Genomic DNA, 14,156 nt, shown 5'->3' with positions numbered 1-14,156 from the left:
GGAGATCAAAATGGAGACAAAGGACACAAAAAGCATAAAGAGTAAAAGCAATTATTTTTACATCATTCTTCTTTTATTAATAATAACTGTGTTTGCTGGTTCATTTGTGATGTTCTATGCTGTCATGAATCAAAATACTATTGCAAAGGGAGTTTTTGTCAATGGAATTAGTCTTAGTGGACTTACTAAATCTGAAGCCCATTTAAAACTGCAAGATAACCTTAAGACGGTAAACAATTTAAAAGTCGTTTTAAAGTACAACGACAAGCAGTTTGTACTTCCAAGCGGTGACGTTAAAATAAGTTACGACTATGATGCTATCGTCAATGAAGCTTATTCTATAGGTAAAAGTGGGAACTTCATAAATCGAATAAAGACCATATACGATGTATCTAAGAACGGTAAATATCTTAAATACAGCCCCACAGCCAATTTTAACGGTTTAGATAAATTTGTGATGGACGTATCAAAAAACATAGACAAAAATCCTGTTGACGCTAAGATATACGTGTCTGACGGTAAGATAAACATTACAAATGATATTTCGGGTTTAAAAGTCGATGCAAATAAGACAATTGAAAGTATAAAAAGTGCGGTAAAGAATGTGATTATGACAGGTGATAAAGATTATGTAGAAGTTCCTGTCACGGTTAAAAAAGTCGATGCAGACATAAAGGCTTCAGAACTCAGCATGATAAAAGGCAAAATTGTCAGTTTTTCTACACAATTCAATACTGGCGATGCAAATAGGTCGGAAAACCTTGCTGTAGCTGCAAAAGCTGTAAATGGCAAGCTGCTTATGCCGGGGCAAGTTTTTTCTCTTAATAAAACGTTAGGGCCGAGAATCATACAGAATGGATATAAAGAAGCGCCTGTGATTATCGGTAATAAGCTGGTTCCCGACATAGGTGGTGGTGTGTGTCAAGTTGCAACTACCATTTACAATGCTGCGTTAAGAGCAGATATGAAAATTGATGAGAGATATCATCACACATTTCCTGTCGGATACGTTTCGCCAGGGCAAGATGCTACAATCTCAGGAGACGTTCTCGATTTAAAGTTTGAAAATCCAACAAAATACCCTATATACATTGAATCGTACATCAGCGGAAATAACTTTATAGTGAACTTTTACGGATATCCGGAAGATCCAGGCAAAAGGATCGACATATATTCTGAGATTGTGGAAAAGTACGAGCCAAAAGTAACATATGTTGATGATCCTACTTTGCCTGAAGGAGTCACGCAGGTAGATGTGGAAAAGCATACAGGATACAAGGTAAATACTTACAGGCTCATTTATGAGAATAATGTTTTGGTGAAAAAGGAATTTTTGTATACAGACATATATAAGCCAGTTGACGGCGTCATAAGGCGGGGCGTGAAAAAAGATGAAGTAAGTAATAATGAAAGTGTTCAAAGCCAAATTGATGAAAAGAATGTATCTACAGATGATTTAAATGGAAAGCCGCAAAACATAAATCCTACAAATTAAAAAACGAGCATCGCTCGTTTTTTAATTTGTCACCTTTTTTTTGCAATCAGGGCAATAGCCATAAAAATATAATTTTTGATCCATCAAAAGATAATCTGTGTGTTTGCTTACTTCACCAAGAAGATCATCTAATGCTGAGTCGTCAAGGTCGTCTACCCTATTGCATCCGTAACATATCAAATGTGGGTGTGAATTGACATTCGCATCGTATCTGAAACTACCTTCACCAACATTAAGTTCTTGCACAAGTCCTATACTCTTTAGCATTTCAAGCGTCTTATAGACAGTAGCCAAACTCATTGTTGGGAAATCGGACGACAGCGTCTTGTATATGGTTTCAGCACTTGGATGTTCCTTGGTATTTTTAAGCATGTTGATGATAGCAAGCCTTTGCGGTGTCACTTTTAATCCCTTTTCTTTCAGGATTGACGAGATATCGTCCATCATATCCCTTCTTTCTATGGAATATTAATTAATAAAATTTCTCATGTAATATTTATAGTTACATTATACTATTGCGATTTTATGCTGTCAATCATTTTTTGAAATGCATAGTGAAAATCGTGAAAACTTGAAGTTGATTGTCAGTAATGGTATAGTAATATTGAAAAAATATTCTGATGAATGGGGGACTATGATGTCATATAAATTAATTGCAATAGATATGGATGATACACTTTTGACGCATGACAAGCAAATATCGAGAGAAAACTTAGAAGCATTAAAAAAAGCTCGTGATGCAGGCATTTATGTTGTCATATCAACGGGCAGGATTTATGCTTCTGCTTATGCATACTCGGAATTCTTAGGATTCAAGCCATACATCATTGCCAGCAATGGAGCCATGGTGATAGATGACAATGATGAAGAAATTTATAAAAGTGTGCTTGATATAGACATATTGTCGTATTTGATAGATTTGGCAAAGAAAAACGACCTTTATTATCATTTTTACAGCGATAAAATAGTTTATTCACCGGAGATTACCAGTAAATTCCAAAAGTATGGGGAGTGGAACAGATTGTACGCTGAAACATTACGAGTAGAAGTGGAGAATATACCTTCTCATACAGAATTTGAAAGCAAGTTGAAAGACAGCATTGTGAAATTTGTAATGTTTGACGAAGATTCAGAGAAAATAAAAGCAGTGAGAAAAACGATAGATAACGAAAAAGGCGATAGATTAGAGACTACAAGCTCGTTTCACAATAATATAGAAATATTAAATAAAGGTGTAAACAAAGGAAACGGCCTCAAGATATTGGGAGAATATTTGGGAGTGGACAGATCAGAAATGGTGGCAATAGGTGACAGTGAAAATGATGTAGAGATGGTTGAATACGCAGGTTTTGGTGTGGCAATGGAAAATGCCATAGATAAACTTAAAAAAACGGCAGACTTTATCACAAAATCAAACATGGAAAACGGCGTCGCTTACGTCATAAATAAATTTATCTTGTAAGTAGATTTGCTTTTGGAAGGAGGGGTTTTTGTGAAAAAAACAGTCCATCTTAATTTGACAGGCCATGTGCAAGGTGTTGGACTTAGGTATTCTGTTTACAACATGGCTTTGAGGCTTAATATAACTGGATATGCAAAGAATCTGTACGATGGAAGCGTTGAGATTGTAGCAGAAGGCAATGAAGAAGACATAAACATGCTTATCGATTACATAAAAAATGGACTAAGATGGGCAAGGGTAGAAAGTATAGCTCAAAAATGGGATGACTACCAAGGTCTGTATCACTCTTTTGAAATAATGTAGTTTTACCTGTCGTCAAACTAAAAATATCCATTTTATAAACGGTTACAAATATGGTATAATTGAAATGTGAATATTGATGTATATGAGGGTGTAGAATATGAAGCTGGATATGGGACTTAATTTAAAACAAGTACAGAAATTATTGATGACGCCTCAGCTTAAACAGGCCATCGAGATATTACAGCTAAATTCGTACGAGTTAAATGAGCTTATCACAAGTGAATTGGAAACCAACCCCATGTTGGAGGCGTACGAAGATAAGGAAGACGTCATTGAGATTTACCATGAGTTAAATAAGAATAGTGACCTTGATAAGTACAATTACAGCAGCGATGACGAAGAGAGAGATGACTTAAGCTTTGAAAACATGGTCTCGACTGATACGTCCCTTACAGATCATCTGCTGTTTCAACTTCATATAACACCTCTTACGAAGAAAATAAAAGAGATATGCAAAGTCATAATTTACGATCTTGACAGCAATGGCTATCTAAACGATGATATCAAAAAACTCAGCGAAGATTACAATTACAGTGAAGAAGATGTATTGATGGCTTTAAATGTAGTGCAATCATTTGACCCGCCGGGGATCGCAGCGAGAAATTTAACGGAATGTCTCATGCTTCAGTTAAAAAGCAAAAACATGTATAATGGCGTAGTAAAAGAAATTGTGGAAAATTATTTAAACGAAATTGCGGACAACAAGCTTTCGCTTATAGCAAAAAAATTAAATGTGGATATTAAAGAAGTGCAGAATGCCGTAGACGAGATAAAAAAGCTAAATCCGAGGCCTGGAAGTAGTTTTTCAAGCTATAACGATATCAAATACGTCATTCCAGACGCTTATATAAAGAAAATAGACGGCGATTATGTTGTGCTTATAAATGAGTCTTTGTATCCTGGCTTGAGGATAAATAAGTCGTATGAAAGCATTTTGACTGTCACTGATGATGACAATATAAGGAAGTACCTGTCAAATAAAATTCAGTCAGCCATGTGGCTTATAAAAAGCATTGAGTCGAGAAGGGACACTTTGTACAAAGTGTTAAGTGCGATAGTAAAGGAGCAAAGGTCATTTTTTGACAGAGAACAGAAGTACATTAAACCTATGAACTTAAAGAAGATTGCAGATGCAGTGGGAGTTCATGAATCGACGGTAAGCAGGGCAGTAAACGGAAAGTACGTCGATACACCTTTAGGTGTTTTTGAAATCAGATACTTCTTCCAAAGCGGCATCGGCAATGGCGACGGTGAGATGTTTTCGCAGGAAATGATAAAAGAGATGATAAAGCAACTAATAAACGAAGAAGACCCTCAAGATACTTTAAGCGACCAAAAAATCGCTGAGATTTTATCTAAAAAAGGCGTAACGATATCGAGAAGGACTGTTGCTAAGTACAGGGAAGAGATGAATATTCCATCATCCAGCAAGAGAAAAAGATATTGATAAAAGAGAGCAATAATTTTAGAAAATGCTCTCTTTTATAATCTTGTCTATTGAAAAATTAGAAGTCTTAATATAAAATAGTATTGAAGGTAAAAACATTTATTTGATGTTTTGGTGGGACAGTTAAAATACAACGGGTCTATAAAAGTCCTGAAGAAGGTTTTGATACATGAATGACATAATATCATTACAACAGAAAATTGTGCCTGAGCTAATAGAACTGCTGCAAAAAAGGTATACTATAATGCGTAATATATATTTCAGCCAGCCAATAGGAAGGCGAGCTTTGTCATATCAGCTAAATATTGGCGAGAGGATAATAAGGACAGAGGTATCTTTTTTGAAGCGGCAAGGCCTTATCGATATAAATCCTTTAGGAATGACTGTGACTAAAGACGGCGAGAAGCTTTTGGAGGAGCTTAAGGAGTTTATCCATGAGTTAAAAGGCTTAAACAACATGGAAAAAACTTTGAAAGATCGCCTGAAACTAAAAAAGGTCATCGTGATACCAGGTGATGTCGATAATGATAGGCTTATAAAAAAAGATATGGGCAAATCTGCTGCAGCTTACCTTAAAAGCATAATAAAGAATGACAGCATCATTGCATTGACTGGCGGTTCAAGCGTGATGGAAGTTGCAAATGAAATGCCTCAGTGCTATACCAAATCAGACATAATGGTTGTGCCTGCAAGAGGTGGCTTAGGTCGCGAAGTGGAAAAACAAGCAAACACAATTGCATCAGTCCTCGCAAAAAAGTTGGGCGGTTCTTACAAAATGCTTCATATTCCTGACAACGTAGGCAAAGAAGCTATAGAGACCCTTATGAATGAGCCAGACATAAAAAGCGTTATTGACATATTGAAAGAAGCTGATGTAGTGCTTTTTGGCATAGGACGTGCAGATGTGATGGCTGACAGGCGAAATTTACCTTCATCGACTAAAGAGTATCTTAAGAATGTTGGTGCCACGTCAGAAGCATTGGGCTTTTACTTAAACATAAACGGTGAAACAGTTTATGAGACGCCAAGCATATTTCTCACAAAAGATGATTTAAAAAACGTCAAAAATTTGATAGCTGTTTCAGGTGGCAAAAGCAAAGCCGATGCGATTATATCAACTTGCATAAGCGGAATGGTGGATGTCCTTATAACTGATGAAGGCGCTGCATTTGAGATATTAAAAAGTTGTTAATACACCGAAAGGTGTTTAATATAAAAAAATAAAAATTAAAGGAGGAAATATTATGGCAGTAAAAGTAGGTATTAATGGCTTTGGTAGAATAGGCAGAAACTTTTTTAGAGCAGCATTAAAGAAAAATGTAGATCTTGATATTGTTGCATTCAACGATCTTACTGATGCAAAAACATTAGCACATCTATTAAAATACGATTCAACATTCGGTCAATTCGAAGGCGAAGTCGTCGCAAAAGAAGATTCACTTGTTGTAAATGGCAAGGAAATAAAGATATTAAAAGAAACAGATCCCGCAAAATTACCTTGGAAGGAATTAGGTGTTGACATAGTTATCGAATCAACAGGTAGATTTACAAACAAGGAAGATGCAGTAAAACACATTGAAGCTGGAGCAAAGAAAGTAATAATTTCTGCACCTGCTAAAAACGAAGATATAACAATCGTTATGGGTGTTAACGAGGACAAATACGATCCAAACGCACATCATGTTATTTCAAATGCTTCATGCACAACAAACTGCTTAGCACCATTTGCAAAAGTTTTACATAACAAATTTGGAATTAAGAGAGGTTTAATGACAACTGTTCACTCATACACAAACGATCAGAGGATACTGGACCTTCCTCATAAAGATTTAAGAAGAGCAAGATCAGCAGCAATGTCAATTATTCCGACAACAACTGGTGCTGCAAAAGCAGTTGCACTTGTATTGCCTGAATTAAAAGGAAAATTAAACGGTTTTGCAATGAGAGTTCCAACACCAGACGTATCTGTTGTTGACCTTGTTGCAGAGCTTGAAAAGAGCGTAACTGTAGAAGAAGTAAATGCAGCATTGAAAGAAGCAGCAGAAAACGAACTTAAAGGCATTCTTGGATATACAGATGAACCATTAGTATCAATGGACTTCAAAGGCGATTCAAGATCATCAATTGTTGATGGCTTGTCAACGATGGTTATGGAAGGCAATATGGTAAAAGTTGTTTCATGGTATGACAACGAATGGGGTTATTCAAACAGGGTTGTTGACCTTGCTAAGTATGTAGCAGATAGACTGTAATATCATAGGACAAGGCTTATAACCTTGTCCTAAAATATATCGATAGGAGGTATATCATGAAAAAAACTGTAAGGGATATCGATGTAAAAGGCAAGAGAGTCCTTGTAAGGGTAGACTTTAATGTTCCTATGGACAGTGAAAAAAACATCACTGATGATACGAGAATAAAAGCCGCTTTGCCTACTATCCAATATCTTTTAGACAATAATGCAAAGGTGATATTAGTATCACACTTAGGAAGGCCGAAGGGCAAGTTCAACATGGAGTATTCTATGAAGCCTGTTGCAAAAAGGCTTTCAGAGTTACTTGGAAAACAAGTCATTGTAGCTGATGATGTAATAGGTGAAGATGCTAAGGCAAAAGCTAACGCATTAAAAGACGGTGAAGTGCTGCTTTTGGAAAATGTCAGATTCCACGCTGAAGAAGAAAAAAATGATCCAGATTTTTCAAAAGAATTGGCGTCATTAGCTGACGTATTTGTCAACGATGCGTTTGGCACAGCACATAGAGCGCACGCATCTACGACGGGAGTTGCAAGTTACTTGCCAGCAGTATCTGGATTTTTAATTGAGAAAGAGTTAAACTTCATGGGCGGTGCTTTGGAAAATCCAGAAAGACCTTTTGTGGCAATACTGGGCGGTGCAAAAGTTTCAGATAAAATTGGCGTCATCACGAACCTTTTAGACAAAGTTGACAGCCTATTGATTGGCGGCGGTATGGCATACACATTTATAAAGGCTGAAGGCCACGAAATAGGCAAATCCCTTTTGGAGGAAGATAAATTAGAGCTTGCCAAAGACTTAATCGAAAAGGCTAAGCAAAAAGGAGTTAAGTTGCTTTTACCGGTAGATACAGTAGTCAGTGCAGAATTAAAATCAGGCGTTCCATACGAAGTGGTTGATATAGACAAGATGCCTAATGACAAAATCGGCGTAGACATTGGACCAAAGACAATTGAAGAATTTTCAAAAGTCATAAAAGGTGCAAAGACAGTAGTTTGGAATGGCCCTATGGGTGTATTTGAAATCAGAGAATTCGCAAAGGGAACAGAGGCAATCGCAAAAGCCATGAGTGAGTGCGGTGGCACTACTATAATCGGTGGCGGAGATTCTGCTGCGGCAGTTGAGCAGTTAGGCTATGCAGACAAAGTGTCACATATATCGACAGGTGGCGGTGCGTCATTAGAATTCTTAGAAGGCAAGGTATTGCCTGGAATAGCCGCATTAAACGACAAATAAAGAGGTGTTTTGATTGAGAAGACCTATTATCGCAGGTAATTGGAAGATGTACATGACACCATCTGAAGCTATAAACCTTGTAAATGAGCTAAAACCTTTAGTGTCTGGTGCAGAAGCAGAAGTTGTAGTAATACCGCCTTTTGTGGATCTTATAGACGTAAAGAAAACAATAGATGGCTCTAACATAAAGTTAGGTGCACAAAACATGCACTGGGAAGAAAAAGGCGCATTTACAGGAGAAGTTTCACCGACTATGCTTAAAGAGATAGGCGTAGAGTACGTCGTAATCGGACATTCTGAGAGAAGACAGTATTTTGCTGAGACAGATGAGACTGTGAATAAAAAAGTAAAATCTGCATTAAGTCATGGCCTTAAGCCTATTGTATGTGTAGGCGAATCATTATCTCAAAGAGAAGCAGGAGAAGCTTTCAATGTAGTAAGAGAACAGACAAAAAAAGCATTGGATGGCGTTAAAAGTGAAGATGTCTTAAATGTCGTCATAGCTTATGAGCCTATTTGGGCTATTGGCACAGGTAAAACAGCTACATCGAAAGATGCAAATGATGTAATAAAGGTCATAAGAGAGACTATTGCAGACATATACAGTATAGACATCGCTAATGAGGTAAGAATACAATATGGTGGCAGTGTTAAACCTGATAATGCTAAAGAGCTTATGTCAGAAAGCGATATTGATGGTGCATTAGTGGGCGGAGCTAGCCTTAAAGCGCAGGATTTCACTAAAATTGTAAATTATTAAGGAGAGGATTGCATGCCCAAAAACTTTGTTATGCTTGTTGTCTTAGATGGATTTGGCATCTCTGACAGCAAAGAAGGAAATGCCATTTATTCAGCTAATACACCAAACTTAGATTATTACTTTAAAAATTATCCAAATACAAAGCTTATACCAAGTGGCTTAGCTGTAGGGCTTCCTGAAGGACAGATGGGAAATTCGGAAGTAGGACATCTTAATATAGGTGCCGGTAGAATAGTTTATCAGGAGCTTACAAGGATAAGCAAGGAGATTAAAGAAGGTGCTTTTTTCAAAAAGCAGGAATTTCTTGACGCCATACAAAATGTGAAGAAGAATGGTTCAAAGCTTCATCTGTTTGGACTTCTGTCTGATGGCGGTGTCCACAGCCACATTACACATCTTTTTGCACTTATGAAGCTGGCAAAAGATGAAGGATTGGATGAGGTATACGTCCACGCATTTTTAGATGGAAGAGATGTTCCGCCTGCATGTGCAAAAGAATACATAAAGGCATTTGAAGATGAATCGAATAGACTTGGGATTGGCAAAATTGCCACCATATCTGGAAGGTACTATGCGATGGATCGCGATAAGAGATGGGAAAGGACTAAAAAAGCTTACGATGCTATAGCGTTGGGGAAAGGCGTTTTTGCTAATTCGCCTGAAGAAGCGATAGATATTGCGTATAGCAAAGATCAGACAGATGAGTTTGTAGAACCGACGGTTATTTTAGATGGCGGCAAACCAACTGCGACTGTAGATGCCAATGATTCGATAATCTTCTTTAATTTCAGGCCTGATAGGGCAAGACAAATTACAAGAGCTTTTATCGATGAAGTGTTTAACTTTTTTGATAGAGAAAAAGGATATATTCCTGTTTACTTTGCTTCCATGACACAGTATGATATAACATTTGAAAATATACACGTGGCGTATAAGCCTGAGAACTTAAAGAATACCCTTGGCGAGTACCTAAGCGACAAAGGCATAAAACAGCTTAGAATAGCAGAAACAGAAAAATACGCCCATGTTACATTCTTCTTCAATGGCGGTGTAGAGGAGCCAAACAAAGGAGAAGACAGGATACTTATACCGTCTCCTAAAGTAGCTACGTACGATTTGAAGCCTGAAATGAGTGCGTATGAAGTTACAGATACGGTGGTTGAAAAAATAAAATCCAAACAGTATGGTTTTATATTGCTTAACTTTGCAAATCCTGACATGGTAGGTCATACAGGCGTATTTAGCGCTGCTGTCAAAGCTATAGAAGCAATTGATGAGTGCCTTGGCAGAATAGTGACGGCTTGTCAGGAAGTGGGCGGTACTATTCTTATAACTGCTGACCATGGAAATTCTGAGCAGATGATTGATCCAGTGACAAAAGAGCCACAGACGGCACATACGACAAATCCTGTGCCTTTCATAGTTATAGGTGAAGGCGATGTAACGCTTAGAAATGATGGTATATTAGCAGACATAGCACCAACGGTGCTTGACATATTGGGACTGCCGAAGCCACAGGAGATGACAGGTACGTCCCTAATAATAGGAAGATAAAAAACGAAAGGAGAATGTTTATGTCTATAATTGTTGATGTTTATGCAAGAGAAATACTTGACTCAAGAGGAAATCCAACAGTAGAAGTAGAAGTTGAATTAGATAGCGGTGCTGTAGGCCGTGCTGCTGTTCCATCTGGTGCTTCAACAGGTCAGTTTGAAGCTGTTGAATTGAGAGATGGCGACAACAACAGGTACTTAGGAAAAGGTGTATTGAAAGCTGTAGAAAATGTAAATGAAAAGATCGCTCCAGAGATAATTGGAATGGATGCAATAGACCAAGTGGCAATAGACAAAGCCATGATTGATTTAGATGGAACTACAAACAAATCAAATTTGGGTGCAAATGCAATTTTAGGCGTTTCACTGGCAGTTGCTAAAGCTGCTGCTGAAGAAGTTGGCTTGCCACTTTACCAGTACTTAGGTGGAGTAAATGCAAAAGTGCTTCCTGTGCCAATGATGAACATTTTAAACGGCGGAAAGCACGCTGACAATAACGTCGATATACAGGAATTCATGATCATGCCTGTTGGCGCGCAAAGCTTCCATGAAGCTTTAAGGACATGCGCTGAAGTTTTCCACAACTTAAGATCAGTGCTTAAATCAAAAGGATTAAGCACTACAGTTGGCGATGAAGGTGGTTTCGCACCAAACCTTACATCAAATGAAGAAGCAATACAGGTAATATTGGAAGCAATCCAAAAGGCAGGATATGTGCCTGGTGAAGATGTAGCGATAGCACTTGACCCAGCTTCATCTGAGATGTACAAAGAAGATGGAAAATACCATTTCGATGGAGAAGGTGTTGTGAGAACGTCAGAAGAAATGGTGGACTACTGGGAGCAGCTTGTAAATAAATATCCTATCGTTTCAATTGAAGATGGTTTAGCAGAAGAGGATTGGAATGGATGGAAGCTCTTAACAGAAAGATTAGGCAAGAGAATTCAATTAGTTGGCGACGATCTTTTTGTTACAAATACAGAAAGACTCTCAAGAGGAATTAAGATGGGTGTTGCGAACTCCATCCTCATTAAGCTTAATCAGATTGGTACACTTACTGAAACACTTGATGCGATAGAGATGGCTAAGAAAGCAGGGTACACTGCTGTCGTGTCACATCGCTCAGGTGAGACAGAAGATTCAACTATCGCAGATCTTGTCGTTGCTGTAAATGCAGGGCAGATTAAGACTGGTGCTCCTTCCAGAACAGATAGAGTCGTCAAGTACAACCAATTGATGAGGATAGAAGAAGGGTTAGGCGGAATAGCACAATACCTTGGAAAAGACGCATTTTACAACGTAAGATAATTTATCTCTGCAAAAAAAGAAGCTCAGTATCAATATACCTGAGCTTCTTTTAAATTTTTCTTTTCAAATCCGACTGCATCTACAAATGCACCTGATGCAATCATAAAACTGCCAGCCAAAATAAGCAAATCAGGACTTTCAATGATAACTGCATCTTTATTTTCATTTTGTCTTATCGATATTATATTCAGGGCGTACAGCAAAAAAGTTCCTATAAAAATAATCCATCTGCCAGAAACTGCAAGATTTTCTTTTGTTCTCACATCGCTATTTATTCCTATTGCGAAAAGCATATAACCGATAGCTGTTACCAGAGAGCTTGGAGATGATAATTTTGAAATAGAAGATAGCGTCATAAAAATCATCCTTATATAATATTGTTAACTAATTTATGCTATTCATTGTATTAGAAATATGTGTGTATTGTATTTAAAACTATCTTGATATAATTAACTTATAAGTGATAAAATAGTATTATGATTATGCAAAAAAAGAAATGGGATGTGATAAAATGCCGAGACCTCAAAAATGCAGATGGGTAAAATGTGAACCAAACATAAATTATTTTAAGCCAGTAGGAATACCTATGCACTCATTAAGTGAAGTGGTGCTTACAGTTGAGGAGTTTGAAGCCATACGTCTAAAGGATTTAGAGGGATTAGAACAAGAAGATTGTGCGGAAAGGATGAAAGTTTCAAGGCCTACGTTTTTTAGGATCATCATGTCAGCTCGCGAAAAAGTTGCAGATGCACTTGTAAATGGCAAAGCCATAAGAGTAGAAGGCGGTAATTACAAAGTCTACGGTGAAGACGTACCACATCATGGACATGGACATTGCAATAGGCATGGCATGATGAGTGAATCAATTTCTGATGAAGAAAATTAGTGCTTGATATAAATATGCTATTGCTATATAATATATAATAGTGTAAATATGATTTTCGGAGGTTAAACATATGCTAAAAATAATAGTACTTATAATTCATATTATTGTTAGTTTGTTTATGATGGCAGTTATACTCTTGCAACAAGGGAAAAGTGCAGGTATATCCGGCGCCATTGCAGGTGGTGCAGAGACTTTCTTTGGCAAAAACAAGGCCAGGACGATGGAAGGCACTTTGGAGAGGCTTACGACGATAAGCGCCGTAGTTTTCATAATTACTTCATTGATATTGACGTTGCTGATGGGAAAATAATATCGTCTATATAAAATAAAACCCTTATTGGGTTTTATTTTTGTGAGAAGGTGATATGATGAAAATAAGGGAAATATCCGAGGATATGGAGTATAAGATACTATCACCGTACGCAGCACACAGCAGAGAATCAAAAGGGAGAACAAGAGACGAGGAAAAGTGCGATATTCGCACAGATTACCAAAGGGATAGAGACAGAATCATACATTGTAAGGCTTTTAGGAGATTGAGTCATAAGACGCAGGTTTTTATATCTCCTGAAGGTGACCATTACAGGACGAGACTTACGCATACTTTGGAAGTTGCACAAATATCAAAGACTATCGCAAGGGCATTGCGGCTTAACGAAGATTTAACCGAAGCCATAGCGTTAGGTCATGATTTAGGACATACCCCTTTTGGCCATTCGGGTGAGGATGTTCTAAATAGGCTTTTAAAAGATGGCTTTAGGCATAGTGTTCAAAGCTTAAGAGTGGTGGATGTGATAGAAAATAATGGTTTAGGGCTTAATCTGACATGGGAAGTGCGAGATGGCATCTTAAATCATTCCACATCCGGAAATCCTGGGACATTGGAAGGTAAAATCGTTCAATTAGCAGACAAGATTGCCTATGTGAATCACGACATTGATGATGCGATTAGAGGCAAAGTATTGACAAATGATGATATACCAAAAGATTTAAGGCAGATATTAGGAGATACTCACAGCAAGAGAATAAACACAATGGTTAAGGACATAATTGAAAACAGCATGGGAAAAGATAACATCTCCATGAGCCATGAGATTTATGATGCTACTTACAGCCTTAGAGATTTTTTGTTTAAAAAGGTTTATATAGGTTCGAAGGCAAAAAGCGAAGAAGCAAAAGCAAAAAAAGTTGTTGAACAGCTTTTTTATTATTTTTGCGAAAATGTAGACGACATGCCGGAGGAATTTATCGAATTAACACATGAATATGGTAAAGAAAGAGCGGTTGCTGACTATATAGCAGGAATGACCGATAAATACGCTATAACAAAGTATAAAGAGATTTTCTTACCATCACCGTGGGAAGATAAAAATTTTTAAAATGTAAAAATTTCAAGAAGGATTTTAGGAATTTATGTCGAATATATTAATTCCATGAAAATTTTATAATTGT

General features: G+C 37.3%; 15 protein-coding genes. 13 read left to right on the top strand and 2 right to left on the bottom strand.

Features of this window, described 5'->3' with window-relative positions; genetic code table 11:
* The first annotated feature begins 10 nt into the window (after positions 1-10).
* A complete protein-coding gene (locus BVF91_RS00270) occupies positions 11-1,495 on the top strand; it encodes a VanW family protein (protein ID WP_085111565.1) in 1,485 nt (494 codons plus the stop codon).
* Positions 1,496-1,516: 21 nt separating this feature from the next.
* Here BVF91_RS00270 and perR read toward each other — a convergent pair whose 3' ends face one another.
* Positions 1,517-1,939: a transcriptional regulator PerR gene (gene perR, locus BVF91_RS00265; RefSeq protein WP_085111564.1), complete on the bottom strand. Its 423-nt coding sequence runs from the start codon at positions 1,937-1,939 to the stop codon at positions 1,517-1,519.
* Positions 1,940-2,132: 193 nt separating this feature from the next.
* Here perR and BVF91_RS00260 point away from each other — a divergent pair, with 193 nt between their 5' ends.
* The 9 genes from BVF91_RS00260 to eno all read left to right on the top strand — a co-directional run bounded on the left by BVF91_RS00260 (position 2,133) and on the right by eno (position 11,818).
* Complete coding sequence (locus BVF91_RS00260; protein WP_085111563.1) at positions 2,133-2,957, top strand: Cof-type HAD-IIB family hydrolase; 825 nt, start codon at positions 2,133-2,135, stop codon at positions 2,955-2,957.
* 30 nt (positions 2,958-2,987) lie between these two features.
* Positions 2,988-3,260 carry an acylphosphatase gene (locus BVF91_RS00255; RefSeq protein WP_085111562.1) on the top strand — a complete coding sequence of 91 codons (273 nt, stop codon included), beginning with the start codon at positions 2,988-2,990 and terminating at the stop codon, positions 3,258-3,260.
* 97 nt (positions 3,261-3,357) lie between these two features.
* On the top strand, positions 3,358-4,707 hold the full coding sequence (rpoN, locus tag BVF91_RS00250; protein WP_085111561.1) for an RNA polymerase factor sigma-54: 1,350 nt from the start codon (positions 3,358-3,360) through the stop codon (positions 4,705-4,707).
* A 169-nt stretch (positions 4,708-4,876) separates the two neighbouring features.
* Positions 4,877-5,899 carry a sugar-binding transcriptional regulator gene (locus BVF91_RS00245; RefSeq protein ID WP_085111560.1) on the top strand — a complete coding sequence of 341 codons (1,023 nt, stop codon included), beginning with the start codon at positions 4,877-4,879 and terminating at the stop codon, positions 5,897-5,899.
* A 52-nt stretch (positions 5,900-5,951) separates the two neighbouring features.
* Positions 5,952-6,959: a type I glyceraldehyde-3-phosphate dehydrogenase gene (gap, locus tag BVF91_RS00240; RefSeq protein ID WP_085111559.1), complete on the top strand. Its 1,008-nt coding sequence runs from the start codon at positions 5,952-5,954 to the stop codon at positions 6,957-6,959.
* A 56-nt stretch (positions 6,960-7,015) separates the two neighbouring features.
* Complete coding sequence (locus tag BVF91_RS00235) at positions 7,016-8,197, top strand: phosphoglycerate kinase (protein ID WP_085111558.1); 1,182 nt, start codon at positions 7,016-7,018, stop codon at positions 8,195-8,197.
* Positions 8,198-8,210: 13 nt separating this feature from the next.
* Positions 8,211-8,957 carry a triose-phosphate isomerase gene (gene tpiA, locus BVF91_RS00230; protein ID WP_085111557.1) on the top strand — a complete coding sequence of 249 codons (747 nt, stop codon included), beginning with the start codon at positions 8,211-8,213 and terminating at the stop codon, positions 8,955-8,957.
* Positions 8,958-8,969: 12 nt separating this feature from the next.
* Positions 8,970-10,511: a 2,3-bisphosphoglycerate-independent phosphoglycerate mutase gene (gpmI, locus tag BVF91_RS00225; RefSeq protein WP_085111556.1), complete on the top strand. Its 1,542-nt coding sequence runs from the start codon at positions 8,970-8,972 to the stop codon at positions 10,509-10,511.
* A 20-nt stretch (positions 10,512-10,531) separates the two neighbouring features.
* Complete coding sequence (gene eno / locus BVF91_RS00220) at positions 10,532-11,818, top strand: phosphopyruvate hydratase (RefSeq protein WP_085111555.1); 1,287 nt, start codon at positions 10,532-10,534, stop codon at positions 11,816-11,818.
* Between the two features lie 29 nt (positions 11,819-11,847).
* Here the strand turns inward: eno and BVF91_RS00215 are convergent, their stop codons facing one another.
* Entirely contained in the window at positions 11,848-12,174 is a 327-nt protein-coding gene (locus BVF91_RS00215) for a hypothetical protein (protein WP_085111554.1), read from the bottom strand.
* 155 nt (positions 12,175-12,329) lie between these two features.
* Between BVF91_RS00215 and BVF91_RS00210 the strand changes: the two genes are divergently transcribed.
* The 3 genes from BVF91_RS00210 (at position 12,330) to BVF91_RS00200 (ending at position 14,083) form a co-directional block, all read left to right on the top strand.
* Complete coding sequence (locus BVF91_RS00210) at positions 12,330-12,704, top strand: DUF134 domain-containing protein (protein ID WP_085111553.1); 375 nt, start codon at positions 12,330-12,332, stop codon at positions 12,702-12,704.
* A 70-nt stretch (positions 12,705-12,774) separates the two neighbouring features.
* A complete protein-coding gene (gene secG, locus BVF91_RS00205; RefSeq protein WP_013298463.1) occupies positions 12,775-13,014 on the top strand; it encodes a preprotein translocase subunit SecG in 240 nt (79 codons plus the stop codon).
* 58 nt (positions 13,015-13,072) lie between these two features.
* Positions 13,073-14,083, top strand: a complete 1,011-nt coding sequence (locus BVF91_RS00200) for a deoxyguanosinetriphosphate triphosphohydrolase (RefSeq protein WP_085111552.1) — start codon at positions 13,073-13,075, stop codon at positions 14,081-14,083.
* Positions 14,084-14,156 lie beyond the last annotated feature (73 nt).

Origin of the sequence: Thermoanaerobacterium sp. PSU-2 (assembly GCF_002102475.1) — a bacterium.
Classification (GTDB): Bacteria; Bacillota; Thermoanaerobacteria; order Thermoanaerobacterales; family Thermoanaerobacteraceae; genus Thermoanaerobacterium.
This window is presented reverse-complemented; position numbering and strand designations above follow the sequence as displayed.

Excerpts from the sequence above, each read along its gene's own strand:
- secG (WP_013298463.1), top strand. The coding sequence starts at position 12,775 with ATGCTAAAAATAATAGTACTTATAATTCATATTATTGTTAGTTTGTTT.
- eno (WP_085111555.1), top strand. The coding sequence starts at position 10,532 with ATGTCTATAATTGTTGATGTTTATGCAAGAGAAATACTTGACTCAAGA.
- BVF91_RS00260 (WP_085111563.1), top strand. The coding sequence starts at position 2,133 with ATGTCATATAAATTAATTGCAATAGATATGGATGATACACTTTTGACG.
- BVF91_RS00210 (WP_085111553.1), top strand. The coding sequence starts at position 12,330 with ATGCCGAGACCTCAAAAATGCAGATGGGTAAAATGTGAACCAAACATA.
- gap (WP_085111559.1), top strand. The coding sequence starts at position 5,952 with ATGGCAGTAAAAGTAGGTATTAATGGCTTTGGTAGAATAGGCAGAAAC.
- gpmI (WP_085111556.1), top strand. The coding sequence starts at position 8,970 with ATGCCCAAAAACTTTGTTATGCTTGTTGTCTTAGATGGATTTGGCATC.
- BVF91_RS00215 (WP_085111554.1), bottom strand. The coding sequence starts at position 12,174 with ATGACGCTATCTTCTATTTCAAAATTATCATCTCCAAGCTCTCTGGTA.
- rpoN (WP_085111561.1), top strand. The coding sequence starts at position 3,358 with ATGAAGCTGGATATGGGACTTAATTTAAAACAAGTACAGAAATTATTG.
- BVF91_RS00200 (WP_085111552.1), top strand. The coding sequence starts at position 13,073 with ATGAAAATAAGGGAAATATCCGAGGATATGGAGTATAAGATACTATCA.
- BVF91_RS00245 (WP_085111560.1), top strand. The coding sequence starts at position 4,877 with ATGAATGACATAATATCATTACAACAGAAAATTGTGCCTGAGCTAATA.
- BVF91_RS00235 (WP_085111558.1), top strand. The coding sequence starts at position 7,016 with ATGAAAAAAACTGTAAGGGATATCGATGTAAAAGGCAAGAGAGTCCTT.
- perR (WP_085111564.1), bottom strand. The coding sequence starts at position 1,939 with ATGGACGATATCTCGTCAATCCTGAAAGAAAAGGGATTAAAAGTGACA.
- BVF91_RS00270 (WP_085111565.1), top strand. The coding sequence starts at position 11 with ATGGAGACAAAGGACACAAAAAGCATAAAGAGTAAAAGCAATTATTTT.